This window comes from Photobacterium sanctipauli (assembly GCF_003026495.1).
In the GTDB taxonomy this organism is placed as follows: Bacteria; Pseudomonadota; Gammaproteobacteria; order Enterobacterales; family Vibrionaceae; genus Photobacterium; species Photobacterium sanctipauli.
In genome coordinates this window covers 82,526-100,860 of sequence record NZ_PYMA01000011.1, presented here as the reverse complement: position 1 = coordinate 100,860, position 18,335 = coordinate 82,526, and the positions used below count along the sequence as shown (strand labels likewise).

Genomic DNA, 18,335 nt, shown 5'->3' with positions numbered 1-18,335 from the left:
TTAAGAAAGAAAAAGGCAGCTATATACTGCCTTTGGTGGGTATTGTTAACAAACCAGCATCAATTGAATTACTTAACCGGCAATTCCATATCCGCAAACATGGCTTCAATTTCCGCATTGGTTTTTAGTGTCACGGCTTTATCGACAATGTCTTGAGTGAGGTGCGGGGCAAAACGCGCCATGAAGTCATACATATAGCTACGCAAGAAAATCCCCTTTTTAAAGCCAATCTTGGTGGTACTTGCCTCGAAAAGGTGGCTGGCATCAATGGCAACAAGATCGCCATCAATCGCAGGGTCTACCGCCATACTAGCAATGACGCCAACCCCGATCCCCAGCCTAACGTAGGTCTTAATCACATCGGCATCGGTGGCGGTAAAGACAATACGCGGGGTTAAACCCGAGCGGTTAAATGCGCTATCAAGCTCTGAGCGACCTGTGAAACCAAAAACATACGTCACCAACGAATACGCCGCCAGATCATGGAGGGTAATGTCATCCTTCTGAGCCAAAGGGTGATCGGCCCTTACCACAATAGAGCGATTCCAATGGTAGCAAGGCAGCATGATCATATCTTGATACAGGTGCAGGGCTTCCGTCGCAATGGCGAAGTCGGTGGTGCCTTTGGCCACGGCCTCAGCCAATTGCGAGGGCGTACCCTGGTGCATGTGCAGCGTCACTTTTGGGTAGCGGCTGGTGAAGCCTTTAATCACGGGCGGCAGTGCATAACGAGCCTGAGTATGGGTCGTGGCGATATTCAAGGTTCCCATTTCAGGGTGCGTGTGCTCACCAGCCACCGACTTGATGCTTTCAACCCGAGACAAAATATCACGGGCAATGGTGACGATGTCCTCACCAGCTGGGGTGACCTTAGTCAGATGTTTGCCACTGCGTTCGAAAATCTGAATGCCCAATTCATCTTCAAGCAAGCGCACCTGCTTACTGATCCCCGGCTGTGACGTGTAGAGGCTCTCAGCCGTAGAGGAGACATTGAGGTTATGGTTGACCACCTCAACAATGTATTTTAGTTGTTGTAATTTCATACTATCGCCTACTTATCTGCCCTATTACACTCTGCGTCCATGCTGGCTAAACGGGTCAACGAACCAGGAAACTTAAACCAGTTCAATTAAGTATATAACACCAAGTTATATACTTAAGGCATTAATATTCATAGCAGTTGTATTCAATAACTCCTACCATGACTCACTTTTTCACGCCTCTCTCAATCTAAAGCCCGTCAAATAAGGAAAACAGGGCAATTATTGCAAAAATCCAGATTGAGGAAGATTTACCCAATTTGCCTTTCGCCATATCAATAACTTGCTACTTAAACACGCAAAAATTGCAACAAAACTATGCCCTCATAGGGAGATGGTGTATCTTATAAGACTTAATTTAAGCACGGATGATCGACGTAACTTATGAGTATGCCACTAATCATTGGCCTGGTAAGTCTGCTACTGATCCTGATTGTTGGCTACAACATCATTATTCAGTACCGACAAAAACTGGAAAGCAGCAAGCAGCAGGAACTGGCAAAGTTCATTGCCGTGATCGATGCGACTGAAGACCTGATCGGTAATGCCCACCACCTACCTTATAGTAAAGAACTTTTAGTGTGCCTGAACCAACGCGTACTGTCTTCGCTGGAAGGTATGCTTGAGGTTGACCCATCAGATAAATCGCTACCGCAGCGCATCAAAAATGTTGCCGAGCAAATTCGTCAGCTACAAGAAAACTACTCTAATGCCGATGTCGCCAGCTTCAAAGTGCCAACAACGGATAAACAAGCCATTGGCATGCTTCAGCTGGTGAAACGCTTAAAAGTCGTGATTAAGGGTGAACACAGTAAAGGCCGTATGCCGACTCAATCCTTCGTTGCTGAAAACGCGCGCCTGGAAGGCATTCAATTGCGCATTAACATCGAAAATGTGATTAAGCGTGCCAATGACGCCCGCAATAAGCGCCAGTTGGGTACCTCAAAGCAATTGCTCAAGAAAGGTATCGATGCCCTGGCCAGCAAAAACGACAACTACGCTAACCAAGCGCGTGAAAAGCTACAGAAAATGCTAATGGAAATTGACAGTAGCCAAAACCTCAGCCATGAACAAGAGCGCCAGCAAATGATTGAAAAAGAGCAGGACGAACTCGACGTACTGTTCCAACCTAAGCGCAAATGGTAATCGGCAAAATATCGAACACAAAAAAGGTCACCACGGTGACCTTTTTTATTTTCCATCCTCAGCAAGGAGGCAACAGCGCTAGGCTGCTAAATCATCCCCCATTGGCTTTTTTCCGCTTTCGTCCTCACCACTTTTGCCTTGCTCGCTAAGTACTTCGGCCAAGGTCGTACGGGATAGGTGCCCTTCCACTTCACCTTCCGCATTAATGACTGGTAGCGGGTGCTCGCTATCTAATGTTTCTGGAATCACCTCTTCCAACAAGGCATCGGCATGGACTGCGGGCACAGCTTCTAACATGGATGGCTCAATGGCTTTACCGTAATCCTGCTCATCCACCTCTTCGAGGCTTTGCTGGGTAATCACGCCTTGGTAGCCATCATCGCTAATATAGTAGCCATAATCGCCTTTTTCGCTGCGCATTTGCTTGATAGCTTCGCCTATTGTCTCTGCCGAAATACGTACTGCCTGCGGCTTCATCACCGTTTCAACCGTAAGCGCCCTGGCACGGTTCACGTCTTTCACGAAGGCTTCAACATAGTCGTCTGCTGGCTCAAGCAATATCTCAACCGGTTTACCTTGCTGTACGACCTCACCATCGCGAAGAATGGCAATGCGATCCCCCAGCCTGAGCGCTTCATCCAAGTCATGGGTAATAAATACAATGGTCTTGTGCAATTTCTCCTGCAACTCAATAAGCTGATCTTGCATTTCACTGCGGATAAGCGGGTCGAGTGCTGAGAAGGCTTCGTCCATCAACAAAATTTCGGCATCGGTGCACAGTGCCCGGGCCAAACCGACCCTTTGTTGCTGACCACCTGAAAGGCTGGCTGGGTAAAGATCTTGGTAACCATCTAGGCCAACCGTTTCTAACCAGTATTGCGCCTTCTTAACCCGCTCCGACTTGTCGACCCCTTGGATCTGCAAGCCATAGGCGATGTTCTGCAATACGGTACGATGTGGCATCAAGCCAAAGCGCTGGAATACCATCGACATCTTATGGCGGCGAAATTGCTGCAGCTCCTTGTCACCGAGTGCCAACACATTGGCGTTTTCCACCTCGATGATACCCTCTGTCGGCTCAATCAAGCGGTTGAAATGGCGGATCAGAGTCGATTTCCCGGAGCCGGACAACCCCATGACGACAAAGATCTCCCCTGGGTAAATATCGAGATTAATATCACTCAAGCCCACGGTATGGCCGGTTGCCGACAAAATATAATCTTTCGACTCACCGGCTTTGACTTGCTCAAGCACCTTGTCGGCATTGGGGCCGAATACCTTGTACAAGCCACGAACGCTAATCAATGGTTGCTGTTGGGATGGCTGGCTCATGATTGTTGTCCTCCAAGATGCTGCTGGGTTCGCTTGGCGTAACTTTGAGTAATACGGTCGAAGATTATCGCCAATGCAACAATCGCCAGTCCATTAAGTAGCCCGAGGGTGAAATATTGGTTGGTTATCGACTTCAACACCGGCTGACCAAGCCCCTTCACGCCGATCATCGAAGCAATCACCACCATGGCCAATGCCATCATTATAGTCTGGTTGATACCCGCCATGATGTTGGGCATCGCCAGTGGTAGCTGGACGCCAAACAAGCGCTGCATCGGGCTGGCGCCATAAGCCGTTGCCGCTTCTAGCACTTCCTTATCCACCAAGCGTATACCTAGGTTGGTCAGCCTGATCACCGGCGGGATGGCGTAAATCACCACCGCAATCAAACCCGGGATCTTACCAATACCCAATAGCATCACCACCGGGATCAAGTACACAAATGCCGGCATGGTCTGCATAATATCGAGCATCGGGGTGACAATGTTTTGTACCCTATCCGAGCGGGCCATCATTACCCCAACGGGCAAGCCTATGCCTATCGCCACCAAGGTGGATACCAAAATAATGCTCATGGTTCGCATGGTGTTATCCCACATACCGAAGAATCCAATCAGCATGAAGGCCACAATAACCGATACCGTCAGGCGCCATGAGCGACTGGCAGCATAGGCCAAGCCAGCCAACACCGCGATCACGAGCCACCAGGGCGAACCGAGCAAGAGTTTTTCAAACCAGATAAGAAACGATAACAGCGGGTCGAACACGGCCTCGATACTGTCGCCATATTCACGAGAGAAAGCGCGATACGCACCATCTAAGGTTTTTCGTATTTCCAAAAGCTGGGCGCGATCAAGCTTTGGAAACTCCGTTAACCATGATTGATCTGACATAATTTTTTCCATTCTTAACAACTAAATAAGGCCCGGCATCCATACCGGGCCACTTCATTCACTGAAGGTTTGGATCACAGCTCAGACAACGCTTGTTTCACTTTCTTCGCCACATCAGGGCTAACCCACGTCGTCCAAGTTGACTCGTTTTCAATCAAAAATTGCTCCATGGCAATTTCGCCGTCGGCTTGGTTATCTTCCATCCATGCCAGTAGCCCATTCATTTGCGCATTGGTAAATGAACGTGCTTCAAGGTAAGCCAATGCGTCTGGTGCACGCTTGGCAAAAGTCTCGGTGACGACCGTATCTACCGCTGATGGCGGGTACATGGTCACTTTAGGTTCTAGGCAGTCAGCATTCGCAGTACAAGACTTGTAATGGGCTTCATCCACCCCTGAGCCAAAGTCTACTTTCACCATTTTATATTTGCCCAGAATAGCCGTCGGCGCCCAGTAGTAGCCAAACCATGGCTCTTGGCGCTCATAAGCCTTGGCAATTGAGCCTGCTAACCCAGCACCTGACCCTGGATCAATCAGCTCAAAACCGGCATCTTCAAGTTCCATTGCCTTGAACAAGTTGCCAGCGGTGATCTGGCAGTTCCAGCCAGCTGGACAACCAAGGAAGGCAGAACGGTCAGGATCTTCTGGATGGGTAAACAGCTTGGCATTGGCTTTGATACCGGCAATGGTCGCCAAAGAGGGATCTTTTTCAACCATATAGGCGGGTACCCAAAATCCTTCTTCACCACCATCAGAGAGGCTGGCACCTGCATAGCGCAAGCGACCTTCTTCAACGCCGCGATCCAATGCCTCCTTCATGGAGTTGCTCCATAGCTCTGGGGCAATATCCGGTTCGCCTTTTTCGATCATTGACGTGCCCGTTGGCATGGTATCCCCGGGAACCAACTCGGCGTTACAGCCGTAGCCATGCTCAAGGATAAAGCGGTCAACATTGGCGATGAGTGTTGCAGAGTTCCAGTTCATATCGGCAATTGTGACATCACCACATTCACTGGCGTAACTGTTTATCGAGGCACCTGCAAGAACCAGGGCTAGCGAGAGCTTCTTAATCATATCCATTCCTTTGTAAAACAATTTCAGCATGCTTTTCACGCAGCCTGCGCAACAAGTTATTAACAAAACCTTTAGTATACTAAGCATTCCATCAGCAAAAATCAAAACGGCGCTGTCAAAAATCCTTAATATATAAAGGGGGGTGCATGCCTATTTAATTAGTACTGTAACTATTTAAACTATAGCAACGAATTATGGCGGTGTGGGTAAGCGGCTCTCTAACCAACGATTTTTTGTTATAATCACGGCAATAACAAAGACCAGCCTCAACAAAAAACGATGAATACCACCCAAAAAATGATTGATGAGCTATTGGCTCCGATAAAGCAATTCCTCCAGTGCCCAACACCGGATGCATGGATTGAAGAAGCAACCAAACCTGAGCATTTGGTCCCTTTGTTAGTCGACCATTGTAATTGCGAGCTGAAAGCCAGCCAGACCGCGATCTTCCTGATCCGCAAATACGCGGTGGATGCCGAAAGCGGCCAAGCACTGCTCGATTGGGCCAAGCCTTATGAAGAGTTTGTTTACGGCAAAGATCGTGATACGTCGGCGTTCCACGGCAAGAAAAATGGGCTGTCAGCGCCGCTAACACCGAAGGCAGACTTCCCTTTCGGGCAAGAGCTGATTGATAAGATGGTTCGCTTGATCAAAGAGGAATTTCACCACTTTGAGCAAGTACTGGAAATCATGGAAAACCGGGGAATCCCCTACTCCAGCCTGAATGCTGGCCGCTATGCCCGTGGGCTAATGAAGACGGTCCGTACTCATGAGCCTGCCGCCCTTGTCGACAAGTTGATCATTGGTGCATTCATCGAAGCGCGCTCATGCGAGCGTTTTGCCAAGCTAGCGCCATACCTTGATGATGAGCTGAAAAAGTTCTACATCTCGCTGCTGCGCTCGGAAGCCCGCCACTACCAAGACTACCTCAAGCTGGCTGAACAAATTGCCGGGGAAGATATCTCAGCGCGGGTTGCCCAGATCGGCGCCAAGGAAGCTGAGCTGATCAACACCCCTGACGACACCTTCCGCTTTCACAGCGGCGTGCCTGCAGTGGCAACGGCCTAGCCTGTTTCAACCTGGCTCGGTAAACCAGTCCCAATCGATATAAAAAAACCGCCTTTCGGCGGTTTTTCTTTATTTCTCGGCTTTTTCTTTCTTCGGCTTCTTACGCTTGTCGGTAATTTCCCACTTACCGTCAATGTATAGCCCGGTCCAGCCTGAAGGCTTGCCATCGATTTCAGAACGAACGTAGTTCTCTTTGGTCTTGCGACTAAAGCGAACCACAGTCGGGCGACCATCCGGATCTTCCGTTGGAGCCTCTGTCAGGTAGGTAAACTTCGGTGACAGACGATCTTTGAAACGCACCAGCTCTTCAACCAACGGAGCACGAGTCTCGCGTGATTTAGGGAAGGTACTTGCCGCCATGAACAAACCTGACGCACCGTCACGCAATACGAAGTAAGCATCTGGATCTTGGGTACATGGTACCTCAGGTAAGTGCACTGGATCTTCTTTAGGCGGTGCAATCTCACCGTTCTTCAAGATCTTACGCGTGTTCTTACACTCTTCGTTGGTACAGCCCATGTACTTACCGAAGCGGCCGTTTTTCAGCTCCATATCAGAGCCACACTTGTCACACTCGATAACAGGACCGTCATAGCCTTTCAGCTTGAACTCGCCTTTTTCGACAATGTAACCGTCACAGCTTGGGTTGTTACCACATACATGCAACTTGCGCTCTTGGTCGATCAGGTAAGCGTCCATCGCAGTGCTACATTTCGGACAACGTTTCTTCGCACGCAATGCGGCGGTTTCCACGTCTTCCTCTAGCACATTGACGATACCTTCTTCGTCACCCAAGTTGATAGTGGTCTTACAGCGCTCTTTTGGCGGCAGTGCGTAACCAGAACACCCCAGGAACACGCCGGTAGATGCGGTACGAATACCCATCGGGCGCTCACAGGTCGGGCACTTAATATCGGTCAGTACGATATTGTTTGGCTTCATCCCGCCTTCAGTTTCATCCAACTCCGCTTTTTCTAGCTCGGTGGTGAAGTCGCTAAAGAACTTATCCAGTACTGCTTTCCAGTTTGCTTCGCCTTCAGCGATTTTATCGAGGTTACCTTCCATGCGGGCGGTAAAGTCGTAATCCATCAGGTCAGCAAAGCTTTCGTCTAGGCGATCAGAAACAATCTCACCCATCTTCTCGGCATAGAAGCGACGCTGGTCAACATGAACGTAGCCACGATCTTGAATCGTCGAGATAATTGACGCGTAAGTTGAAGGGCGGCCAATACCGCGCTTCTCTAGCTCTTTAACCAATGCAGCTTCTGTAAAGCGTGCTGGCGGCTTAGTGAAGTGTTGCTTAGGTTCCAATGACTCTAGCTTCAACGTGTCGCCTACGTGGACCATAGGCAGCGTTGTGTCTTCATTTTTACCTGATGGACGCTGTACATGTGTCCAACCCGCAAAACGAAGGGTACGGCCTTTGGCTTTCAGGGTGAAGTCACCCGCTTTTACCGTAATCGTGCTTGAGTCGTATTTCGCCGGTACCATCTGACAAGCGACAAACTGACGCCAAATCAAGTCGTAAAGCTTAATGGCATCTTGGTCGACACCTTCAAGGTGCTCGGCTTGAACATCAACGCTTGAAGGACGGATCGCTTCGTGCGCTTCTTGCGCATTACCCTTGCTGCCGTAAACATTTGGCTTGCTTGGCAGGTAATTCTCACCGTATTCAGCGCCGATAAATTCTCGCGCAGACTCAACCGCTTCTTTCGATAGGTTGGTCGAGTCGGTACGCATATAGGTAATATACCCCGCTTCGTACAGGCGCTGTGCCAAGCCCATGGTGCGTTTAACGCCGTAGCCAAGACGCGTACTCGCCGCTTGCTGAAGCGTCGAGGTGATATAAGGTGCCGATGGCTTGCTGCTGGTTGGGCGATCTTCACGATCAACCACTTGGTACGCTGCCTTCTCAAGCAACGACTTAGCCGCCATGGTCTCAGTTTCGTTAACAGGTCGGAATGCCTTACCCGCCTGCTGGGCCACCATCAAGCGAAGCGCATCGCTAGCGCCCGTTTGGGTGTTGGCATGAATGTCCCAGTACTCTTCTGGGTCAAACGCTTTGATTTCGCGCTCACGCTCAACGATCAGCTTCACCGCTACCGACTGAACTCGGCCTGCAGACAGGCCACGTGCGACTTTTTTCCAAAGCAGCGGCGAGACCATAAAGCCAACCACGCGATCCAAGAAGCGGCGTGCCTGCTGGGCATTAACACCATCGATGTTAAGCTCGCCCGGCTCTTCAAACGCCTGTTGAATCGCATTCTTGGTAATTTCGTTGAATACAACGCGCTTGTAACGTTCATCATCGCCACCGATGATCTCACGAAGGTGCCACGCAATAGCTTCTCCTTCGCGGTCCAAATCAGTTGCGAGGTAAACAAAATCAGCATCTTCAGCTAATTTTTGAAGTTCGTTTACAACCTTTTCTTTGCCCGGCAGCACTTCGTATTTCGCTTCCCAGTCGTTGTATGGGTCTACGCCCATCTTGCCGATCAGGGATTTACGATCTTTTTCTTTCTTGATACGTGCTTTTTCTTCCGCACTTAGACCTTTGGTCGAAGTCGGGGCCGCTTTTTTGCCAGTGCTTCGTGCACCTGTTGGCAAATCACGAACGTGACCCACGCTTGACTTAACGATGAAGTCCTTGCCCAAGTACTTATTAATCGTTTTCGCCTTGGCTGGGGACTCCACAATAACGAGAGATTTACCCATAATGACTCTATTTCGTCCTCGTGCTCACAAAACTCAATATAAAAACAAATGGTTACACGCTAAATGTTAAACCCTAGCACTGTAACTCTAATCACACCAAACTGATTAAGTAACTATTCACATAGTGAAGCTCAACCACGTTGAGGACATCTATTGGTAACTAGTTACGTAATACGATTCGTATTTACATATTGGGCTAGTATTGGAGAAGGTCAACTGCTTTTTAACAAAAAGGGTCTGATTGGTCGCCCCTTCCCCAGTTGTTAACACCTTGTTAATCACCAGCCTGACACCGAAAAATGCACCGATTTACCGCGACTCAAAATACCGCCATATTGATATAACGGCAGTATTCCCTCTATATATAGTCCGAATATGTTGTCCGAATGCCCACCCTGCTTTTAAACGATACGCATCAAAGCACAACGGGCGGTAATCATTACCACCTCATCAACAGTTTGACTATAAAAATCAATCATTTTTTGTATCGGCTCACAGAATTTCGCCTATTCAGCCACTAAATAGCCTCATGATTGAACAATTTAGCCCTAAGCCCTCGGTTACATCAGGGATTTGTTATCGCCACTCAATTTCAATACACTATCGCCCATCTGCCCAGCACCATATGCTGGGACAATCACTTAGATCCAGAGAACATCCCATGAGTACGAAAAAGACTATCTCTCAAGACGAACTGTTAATGATTGCCAACCAGATGATCCAAGAGCACGATGCTTACCTTGACGGCATGCGTGCAACTTCTGTGGAAGAGCGTGACGGTGTTTTGATCTTCAAAGGTGAGTACTTCCTTGATGACAACGGCATCCCAACTGAGAAGACCACAGCCGTCTTCAATATGTTCAAGTTCCTTGCCCACAAGCTATCACCAGAGTTCACGTTGTCTTGATTCAAGCTTAGCCTGCACTGGAAAAAAACAGCCCCGCATGTCGCGGGGCTGTTTTCTTATCAGGCGATAACCTTCAATTACATATCGATGGTCATGGTATCTTTGCGTTCACCATCATCGCCAGAAGGCTTATCCGGTGACGAAGGCGGCTCGCCGCGCCCCTTCGGATCCTCACCAAATTGATTCGGCCCCTTGGTACCATCCAGAATGCCCAACTCCACAATCACGAAGATTGGGCCAACCAATGGCAGCAGGGTCACGATGACCCACCATGCACTCTTGTTGCGATCATGCAAACGCTTGATATTCAATGCAAGCGACGCCCAGAACACCAAGCCCAAGATGAGAATCGACAAAATATTCAATACTGGGTTATTGGCAACATTTTCCGGGGTGCTATAAATAAACACCGGCAATGAAATTAGCAGCACCGGCACACTGTATAACCAGTAATCACGGCGTCGCATACGACCTTTGAATGAAAATAGTGCCCACTTCTGATTCATGATCACACCTATACGATTGGGCGCTGGCCGCGGCTGATCCACTTCAGCAGCAAGTTATCTGCCGCATCACCCGTGGCACCGGCTAGCTTCTCTGCCAGCTTTTTGCGCTGCACATAGCGTACCTGAAGCACGTCACGGTCCTTACAGGCATGGGTAATGAAATCATCGCTGGTGCCGATCTCATCAACCAAGCCAAGATCCAATGCCTGCTTGCCAAACCAATGCTCACCCGTTGCCACTTTCTCTAGGTCTAGATCAGGGCGGTGAACGGCAATAAAGTCTTTGAATAACCCGTGAGTTTCTTCGATTTCAGTTTGGAACTTTTCACGCGCTTTATCGGTATTTTCACCGAACATCGTTAATGTTCGCTTAAATTCACCGGCGGTGATCTGCTCAAACTCAATGTCGTTTTTCTTCAGCAATTTATTGAAGTTTGGCAGCTGGGCAATAACACCAATTGACCCCACAACCGCAAAAGGCGCTGAGATAATTTTGTCGGCAACACAAGCCATCATGTAGCCACCGCTCGCGGCAACCTTATCGACAGAAATTGTTAGCTTGATGCCCGCCGCTTTCAAACGATCAAGCTGTGATGATGCCAAGCCGTAGCCATGAACCATGCCACCGCCAGTTTCTAGGCGAAGCAACACTTCATCGCCTTCCATTGCAACCGCAAGGATGGCTGTCACTTCTTCACGCAGCGAAGTCACTTCACGGGCATCAAGGCTACCGTGGAAATCCAATACAAACAGACGCGGCTCGCGCGAGTGGGATAAATCCCCTTCCTTGGCCGCCTTCTTCACTTCGCTCTGGCGAGCCTTGTGCTTCTCTTTTTCTGCTTTTTTGTCTGCCTTATCGCGTGCTTTTAGCAGTGGCTTATCAAATAAGTGAGACTCTAATTGATGAACAGTATTCTTATATTGCTCACTCAAATCAGTCACTTCAAGCTCGCCCTTAGCGGTATGATGACCCTTTAAGCTCTTCGCGATAACAAGAATACTGACAATCGCAATCACCACCGTGGCAATCTTGGCTAGGAACAGCCCATAATCAAACAAAAAATCCAATGTTGAGTCCTCATCTTTTGACGTCTTGCCATTGTAACCAAGTTGTCACTGTATACAATGGAGCGACTAGAAAAACCAATAAGGAAGTTATTCGTGGAATATCAAATTGCTGACAACTCTCTGAAAGATCGTGTCATCTTGGTGACCGGCGCTGGTGAAGGAATTGGCCGTCAGGCAGCTATCAGCTATGCCGCCCACGGGGCAACCGTTATTTTGCTTGGCCGCACCGTGGCGAAGCTTGAAGCCGTGTACGACGAAATTGAATCACTGGGCTACAGCCAACCTGCGATTATCCCGATGGACTTGATGGGCGCAACCAAGCAAAACTACCTTGATATGGTTGAGACTATCGAAACCCAATTTGGCCGCCTTGACGGCGTACTGCACAATGCGGGTTTGCTTGGTGTACTGAGCCCGTTTGACCAACTAGGCGAAGATACCTTTGACGAAGTGATGCAGGTAAACGTTAAGGCGCAATTCTTGTTGACCCAGGCTATCATGCCCTTGGTGAAGAAGGCCCCTGATGGCCGTATTATCTTTACCTCGTCAACAGTTGGCCACGAAGGCCGAGCCTTCTGGGGTGCTTACTCCATCTCCAAGTTTGCCACCGAAGGCATGATGCAAATCGTTGCCGACGAGATGAGCAATACCCCGGTTCGTGTTAACGCCATCAATCCAGGCGGTACCCGCACCGGTATGCGCGCCAAAGCTTTCCCGGCAGAAGACCCGAACCTGCTCAAGACCGCTGAAGACATCATGCCGCTTTACCTGTACCTAATGGGCCCAGAGAGCAAAGATGTCAACGGCCAGTGTATCGATGCCCAGCCTAAGCGTAAGCCAGGCGCAGCAAGCTAGCCCTACCGCTTGCCGCTGTACCTCACGCATAAAAAAAGCAGCCAATCGGCTGCTTTTTACTGTTTGGTTCAAACCAAAACTGCGCTTATTTACGTGTACGCGGCTTAGCTGGCTTGTTTTTAAGCGGGTTACGGCGGTTCGCAGCATTGCCAGACGGCTTGCGACGACCGTTACCGGTATTGCGCTCTTCGGCTTCTTGGTTGCGAGACGATGAACGGCGGTTGTCCTGACGACCACGGCGACCGCGACGGCCTCCCTCATCATTGACACGCTCTTCGTGACGACGCACGGCACGGCGGATTTGGCGAACACCACGCTTACGCTTTTGACCCTCAACCGTTAGCTCGGTTTTGGTTTCGTGCGGCATTTCAACCGATTCACGAAGAATGTTCACGTCGTTTAGTTCAAGCTCCATCCAACCGCCACGAGGCAAGTCTTTAGTCAGGAAGATTTCACCGTAGCGAACACGCTTCAGGCGGCTTACAGTCACGCCCTGTGAATCCCATAGGCGACGAACCTCACGGTTACGACCTTCGGTGATCACAACGTAGAAAGTATGGTTCATACCTTCGCCACCGGCGTATACCACGTCTTCAAAACGTGCCATACCGTCTTCAAGCTTCACGCCCTGTACCAGGTTACGTACCATTTGCTCGGTCACTTCACCAAACACACGCACCATGTACTCACGCTCAATGGTACGGCTTGGGTGCATTAGGCGGTTTGCCAGTTCACCGTCGGTGGTGAACAACAGCAGACCGGCGGTGTTCGCATCCAAACGGCCAACCGATACCCAGCGGCCTTCTTTAAGACGCGGCAAGCGGTCGAATACGGTGCGGCGACCTTCAGGATCATGACGGGTACACAGCTCGCCTTCTGGTTTGTTGTATGCCAATACACGACAAACTTCATCAGAAGATGCTACTAGGTCAATTTTGTGACCATCGATACGTAATGTCACATTTAGGTCTTCAAGGCGATCGCCTAGTTTTGCCACTTTGCCGTCAATGCTTACACGGCCTTGTTGGATCATTAATTCGATCTCGCGGCGAGACCCCTGGCCAGAACGTGCCAGCAACTTCTGTAATTTTTCACTCATCAGACAAACCTTTGTCGCCTTCACAGGCGTCGAAATATCATCACACTTTAAGCCATCTTAAAGCGATGGCGGATTATGCCAAAAGCTTAGCCCAGTTACCACCTAAAAGGCTGAACAACTGCGGATTATCACCGTGTTCTCAGCCATTGATATGCAACTGGGTTTAATCCTAACCTCTACTCGAAGGGAGCAGGGTCGCCGGCACCCACGCGAGCGATTTCCATTTCATCGTTGCTAAAGTCAATCACCGTGGTCGGTTGCTCGCCGAGGTAACCGCCGTTGATAATCAGATCAACCGCATGTTCTAGCTGGTCACGGATATCATCCGGATCAGACTCAGTCGTGTCATTCCCCGGCAAAATCAGCGACGTTGACATTAACGGCTCTCCAAGAGCTTCCAGTAGCGCCAACGCAATCGCGTTATCCGGTACGCGGATACCGATGGTCTTGCGCTTCGGGTTCATTAGGCGGCGAGGCACCTCTTTGGTGCCTTTAAAGATAAAGGTGTAGGCACCCGGTGTATTGTTACGCAGCAACCTGAAGGCACCATTGTCGACACGGGCATACAGTGACAGCTCTGACAAATCGCGGCAGAGTAAGGTGAAGTTGTGCTTATCGTCCAAGCGGCGGATCTGGCAGATACGCTCCAGTGCCGACTTGTTCTCCAACTGGCAGCCCAAGGCATAGCCCGAATCGGTTGGGTATACAATCACACCGCCATTGCGAATGATCGCCACTGCTTGGTTGATTAGCCTTGTTTGGGGTGTTTCAGGGTGAACATAAAAAAACTGACTCATTTTTCCTCCGAAGGAAGCGATAGCCACCAGACCCAATTAGTCCGTGGCAATACCCTCTTCCCCTTCAATGCGTTTTTTCTCGACATCCCATTCATGCCAGACCTCAGTCACACCTTTCGGCAACCATAGGTTGCGTCCCAGTTCGGTCCATGGAGAGGCATAGTGGAAGTCGGAACCTTGTGAAGCTAGTAATTTGTAATCAATTGAATAATCAGCCAATAAGCGCCTTTCCTGAGGCGACTGCTGTGGCAACGACACCTCCATGGCATCCCCTTTGGCTTCAACAAACGCCGCCAGCAAGCGCTTAATCCACTTCGCAGTCATCTTATACCGGCTCGGGTGGGCCAACACGGCCTGCCCGCCGGCAAGGTGAATAGCCTCGACCGCATCGGCAATCGAACACCAATTCGGTGGTACGTAGCCAGGGTTATTACGGGTTAAGAACTTCTTAAACACGGCTTGCATGTTTTTGGCGTAGCCCTGCTCAACAATCCATTGGGCGAAATGCGAGCGGGTCAGTGTCGCGCCATTGGCAATTGCCTTGGCCCCTTCATAGGCTCCCGGCATCCGGTTCTTTTCCAGCCGCTCGCCAATTAGCTGCGCACGGGCATCTCGCCGAGCCGCCTGTTCGGCAATTAACTGGGTAATGGCCGGGTGCTCAGGGTCGATATTCAAGCCCACAATGTGAATATCAAAATTTCGCCAAAGAGTCGATATTTCAATGCTTTTGATGAGAGTTAGCGGCAAGTTTTTTGCTTCAATCTCCTGCTGAGCAGCATTAAGCCCACTGACGGTGTCATGATCAGTAATAGCCAGGATATCAACCCGGCGCTCAACCGCTCTCGCAACCAGTTCTTCTGGCGACAGCCGACCATCCGAAGCTGTCGTGTGGCTATGTAAATCAAACAACATAAATTATTTTCTTGACTTTGAGTTCATGAACTAGTTTACTAGTACGCAATTACTGAATACCAATACGTACTAACGTTACAGGATATTTACATGTTACAGCAATTTCATCATCAGCTCTGCGCTTTATTCTCTTGGTGGTGGCACTTCCCAACGCGGGTGGTGTGATTTGCTGTACCTACAGTCAGACAACACAAACCCGCCAGCGTGCGGGTTTTTTTATGCCCAGTTTCAAGTAACAGAATAATTTTTCAAGTATTTAACCAAATTCAGCACGATACGTTGGCAAGCAACCACTCAACGTAGAGCAATAAAGGAAGACGTTATGATTATCGTACTAAAGCCAAATGCCACAGAAGAACAAGCAAAAGAAATCCTGTCGCGCATTGAAACAGCTGGCCTAAAGCCACTTTACATGCCGGGTGTCGAACGTATCGTGCTAGGCGCATTAGGTGACGAGCGAGTACTGGAAAAGCTTCACCTTGATGCCTACCCTTGTGTCGAGACCGTAAAGCCAATCTTGACCAAGTACAAAATGGTGAGCCGTGAAGTACAGGCACACGACACCGTTGTCCGCTTTGGCAACGCCGCGGTGGGCGGTGATAAGTTTGCTGTTATTGCTGGGCCTTGCTCGGTTGAATCGGAAGAGCAGCTATTGTCGGTTGCCGAAGTCGTTAAAAAGCACGGCGCGGTTGCCCTGCGTGGCGGCGCATACAAGCCGCGCACCAGCCCTTACGATTTCCAGGGCATGGGTGTTGAAGGCTTGAAACTACTGCAAAAAGCCAACCAGCAACTTGGCATCCCTACCGTGTCAGAGGTAATGGAAGTGAGCCAGATGGATGCAATGTGTGAATATGTTGACTGTCTACAAATCGGTGCTCGCAATATGCAAAACTACGCCCTGCTCAAAGCTGTGGGAGAAAGTAAGAAACCGGTCTTGCTCAAACGCGGACTTTCAGCCACTATCGAGGAGCTGTTACTAGCGGCGGAGTATATCTACGACGCAGGAAACCCGAACATTATCCTGTGCGAGCGTGGTATCCGCACCTACGAAACAGCAACACGTAACACATTGGACCTCAATGCCGTCGCTTACCTTAAGCAACGCACCCACCTACCAGTGGTTGTTGACCCAAGCCACGGCACAGGTGTTCGCGAGTTGGTGATTCCACTTTCGCGAGCAGCTGCTGCAGTCGGTGCCGACGGTATTATCGTCGAATCACACCTTAACCCGTGTGAAGCCTTATCAGATGGCCACCAGGCACTGACAGGTCCAATGTTCGAGCAGTTGATGCAAGAGTTAAAACCGTTTGTAGAAGCGGCAGGGAGAACGCTGTGAACACTACCCCACGAGGCGCTGGCGAGTTAGAACTACTGAGCCTAGACGTCCCTTATGTTGCGGACCCGACGGAGCTGTATTACTCCGTCTGTGGCAACCGACCACATAACCTGTTGCTTGAGTCGGCGGAAATCGACTCAAAGCAAGATTTGAAGAGCCTGATGCTCATCGACTCGGCAGTACGCATTGTCTGCCGTGGCAAGCAAGTTCGCCTTGAAGCCCTAACCGATAACGGCCTGAATGTATTACAAACCCTTGAAGGGAAAATGCCTTCTGACATTCAGGTGAGCCGTGAAGCCAAATGCCTGGTACTTGATTTCCCATCGGCAGAACGTGCCCTTGATGAGGACAGCCGCCTGCGTCAAACCTCGTCGTTTGACGCCCTGCGCCTGATCCAGCACGCGTTTGATATCGCGGGCCACCCGCGCGAAGCTTTATTCCTTGGTGGTTTGTTTGCCTATGACGTTGTCGACGGCTTCGAACCGCTACCAGAGGTCGCCCAAGACAACCGCTGTCCCGATTACCTGTTTTACATTGCCGAGACGTTGCTGGTCATCGACCACCAGCGCCGCAAGGGCAAGCTGCAAGCCACCTTGTTTGGTGGCGATGAGTACACCGCAAGCTACTTTGAATTAAGCCGCCGTTTGCAGCACATCAAAGAAGCCTGCCTAGAACCTAAGCCGCTGCCGGCAGCCGAGCTGTTAGACGATTGCGAGCCGACGGTTAGCGTCAGTGACGAAGACTTCTGCCAGCAAGTGCTTGACCTTAAGCAACATGTCATCAATGGCGATGTCTTCCAGGTGGTGCCATCACGCCAGTTCACCCTGCCGTGTCCATCACCGCTGGTTGCCTACAAAGAGCTAAAGATTGGCAACCCAAGCCCGTACATGTTCTTCCTGCAAGATGCCGACTTCACCCTGTTCGGTGCTTCGCCGGAAAGTGCGCTGAAATACTGCACCGAGAGCAACCAAATCGAAATCTACCCAATCGCCGGTACCCGCCGCCGTGGTAAGAATGCCGATGGTTCTATCAACCTTGACCTTGATGGCCGTATCGAGCTCGAACTGCGCAGCGACATGAAGGAAAACGCCGAGCACATGATGCTGGTTGATTTGGCCCGTAATGACGTTGCCCGCATCAGCGAGCCGGGCACGCGTTATGTTGCCGACCTACTGAAAGTTGACCGCTACAGCCATGTAATGCACTTGGTATCTCGTGTGGTTGGCCAACTTCGCGGTGACTTGGATGCGCTTCACGCCTACCAGGCGTGTATGAACATGGGTACCCTGACTGGTGCACCAAAAATCCGCGCCATGCAGCTTATCCGTGATGTCGAGCAACGTCGCCGCGGTACCTACGGTGGTGCAGTCGGTTACCTCACCGGTCATGGCGATATGGATACCTGTATCGTGATCCGCTCGGCTTATGTCGAAGAGGGTGTGGCCAGCGTTCAAGCCGGTGCCGGCGTGGTTTATGATTCCGTACCACAGGCAGAAGCCGACGAAACCCGTGGCAAGGCGCAAGCGGTGATCACAGCTATCCGCAAAGCCCACACAGCACCAGCGAAAGTTCAATAAGGGAGCCAAAGT

The 18,335-nt window shown here is 50.2% G+C and carries 16 protein-coding genes and 1 other annotated feature; of the genes, 6 read left to right on the top strand and 10 right to left on the bottom strand.

What is annotated here, in order from left to right:
• Positions 1 to 68 precede the first annotated feature (68 nt).
• The gene (gene cysB, locus C9I98_RS16895) at positions 69 to 1,043 is read right to left on the bottom strand and encodes an HTH-type transcriptional regulator CysB (protein ID WP_036828939.1); all 975 of its coding nucleotides are present in this window, start codon (positions 1,041 to 1,043) and stop codon (positions 69 to 71) included.
• A 381-nt stretch (positions 1,044 to 1,424) separates the two neighbouring features.
• Here cysB and C9I98_RS16890 point away from each other — a divergent pair, with 381 nt between their 5' ends.
• Positions 1,425 to 2,186: a hypothetical protein gene (locus C9I98_RS16890; protein ID WP_036828087.1), complete on the top strand. Its 762-nt coding sequence runs from the start codon at positions 1,425 to 1,427 to the stop codon at positions 2,184 to 2,186.
• Positions 2,187 to 2,264: 78 nt separating this feature from the next.
• Here C9I98_RS16890 and C9I98_RS16885 read toward each other — a convergent pair whose 3' ends face one another.
• The 3 genes from C9I98_RS16885 to C9I98_RS16875 form a co-directional block, all read right to left on the bottom strand.
• Positions 2,265 to 3,518: a quaternary amine ABC transporter ATP-binding protein gene (locus C9I98_RS16885; protein WP_107272243.1), complete on the bottom strand. Its 1,254-nt coding sequence runs from the start codon at positions 3,516 to 3,518 to the stop codon at positions 2,265 to 2,267.
• Positions 3,515 to 4,411 (bottom strand): ABC transporter permease, encoded by an 897-nt coding sequence (locus C9I98_RS16880; RefSeq protein WP_036827197.1) that lies wholly within the window; start codon positions 4,409 to 4,411, stop codon positions 3,515 to 3,517. Before C9I98_RS16880 ends, C9I98_RS16885 begins: the two co-directional genes overlap by 4 nt.
• Positions 4,412 to 4,485: 74 nt before the next feature.
• On the bottom strand, positions 4,486 to 5,484 hold the full coding sequence (locus C9I98_RS16875; protein WP_107272242.1) for an ABC transporter substrate-binding protein: 999 nt from the start codon (positions 5,482 to 5,484) through the stop codon (positions 4,486 to 4,488).
• A gap of 279 nt (positions 5,485 to 5,763) precedes the next feature.
• On the opposite strand from C9I98_RS16875, the gene miaE reads away from it, so the two are divergent.
• On the top strand, positions 5,764 to 6,552 hold the full coding sequence (miaE, locus tag C9I98_RS16870) for a tRNA isopentenyl-2-thiomethyl-A-37 hydroxylase MiaE (RefSeq protein ID WP_107272241.1): 789 nt from the start codon (positions 5,764 to 5,766) through the stop codon (positions 6,550 to 6,552).
• A 69-nt stretch (positions 6,553 to 6,621) separates the two neighbouring features.
• Here the strand turns inward: miaE and topA are convergent, their stop codons facing one another.
• Positions 6,622 to 9,267, bottom strand: coding sequence for a type I DNA topoisomerase (gene topA / locus C9I98_RS16865; protein WP_107272240.1), 2,646 nt, complete (start codon positions 9,265 to 9,267; stop codon positions 6,622 to 6,624).
• Between the two features lie 661 nt (positions 9,268 to 9,928).
• Between topA and C9I98_RS16860 the strand changes: the two genes are divergently transcribed.
• Entirely contained in the window at positions 9,929 to 10,174 is a 246-nt protein-coding gene (locus tag C9I98_RS16860) for a YciN family protein (protein WP_036825174.1), read from the top strand.
• A gap of 77 nt (positions 10,175 to 10,251) precedes the next feature.
• On the opposite strand, the gene C9I98_RS16855 is transcribed toward C9I98_RS16860, so the two are convergent.
• Together C9I98_RS16855 and sohB are read right to left on the bottom strand one after the other, a co-directional pair.
• Positions 10,252 to 10,680 carry a DUF805 domain-containing protein gene (locus C9I98_RS16855; RefSeq protein WP_036825175.1) on the bottom strand — a complete coding sequence of 143 codons (429 nt, stop codon included), beginning with the start codon at positions 10,678 to 10,680 and terminating at the stop codon, positions 10,252 to 10,254.
• A gap of 8 nt (positions 10,681 to 10,688) precedes the next feature.
• Complete coding sequence (sohB, locus tag C9I98_RS16850; protein WP_036825177.1) at positions 10,689 to 11,747, bottom strand: protease SohB; 1,059 nt, start codon at positions 11,745 to 11,747, stop codon at positions 10,689 to 10,691.
• A 93-nt stretch (positions 11,748 to 11,840) separates the two neighbouring features.
• On the opposite strand from sohB, the gene C9I98_RS16845 reads away from it, so the two are divergent.
• On the top strand, positions 11,841 to 12,602 hold the full coding sequence (locus C9I98_RS16845; RefSeq protein WP_036825178.1) for a YciK family oxidoreductase: 762 nt from the start codon (positions 11,841 to 11,843) through the stop codon (positions 12,600 to 12,602).
• An 85-nt stretch (positions 12,603 to 12,687) separates the two neighbouring features.
• On the opposite strand, the gene rluB is transcribed toward C9I98_RS16845, so the two are convergent.
• The 3 genes from rluB to rnm form a co-directional block, all read right to left on the bottom strand.
• The gene (gene rluB / locus C9I98_RS16840) at positions 12,688 to 13,701 is read right to left on the bottom strand and encodes a 23S rRNA pseudouridine(2605) synthase RluB (protein ID WP_107272239.1); all 1,014 of its coding nucleotides are present in this window, start codon (positions 13,699 to 13,701) and stop codon (positions 12,688 to 12,690) included.
• A 176-nt stretch (positions 13,702 to 13,877) separates the two neighbouring features.
• Entirely contained in the window at positions 13,878 to 14,498 is a 621-nt protein-coding gene (locus C9I98_RS16835; protein WP_036818237.1) for an L-threonylcarbamoyladenylate synthase, read from the bottom strand.
• Between the two features lie 36 nt (positions 14,499 to 14,534).
• Positions 14,535 to 15,410 (bottom strand): RNase RNM, encoded by an 876-nt coding sequence (gene rnm, locus C9I98_RS16830; RefSeq protein WP_036818235.1) that lies wholly within the window; start codon positions 15,408 to 15,410, stop codon positions 14,535 to 14,537.
• Positions 15,411 to 15,536: 126 nt separating this feature from the next.
• Positions 15,537 to 15,630: a sequence feature (Trp leader region), on the top strand.
• 102 nt (positions 15,631 to 15,732) lie between these two features.
• Between rnm and C9I98_RS16825 the strand changes: the two genes are divergently transcribed.
• Both C9I98_RS16825 and C9I98_RS16820 read left to right on the top strand, forming a co-directional pair.
• Complete coding sequence (locus tag C9I98_RS16825) at positions 15,733 to 16,746, top strand: bifunctional 3-deoxy-7-phosphoheptulonate synthase/chorismate mutase (protein ID WP_036818231.1); 1,014 nt, start codon at positions 15,733 to 15,735, stop codon at positions 16,744 to 16,746.
• Positions 16,743 to 18,323: an anthranilate synthase component 1 gene (locus C9I98_RS16820; RefSeq protein ID WP_036818229.1), complete on the top strand. Its 1,581-nt coding sequence runs from the start codon at positions 16,743 to 16,745 to the stop codon at positions 18,321 to 18,323. Before C9I98_RS16825 ends, C9I98_RS16820 begins: the two co-directional genes overlap by 4 nt.
• The last annotated feature ends 12 nt before the right edge of the window (positions 18,324 to 18,335 follow it).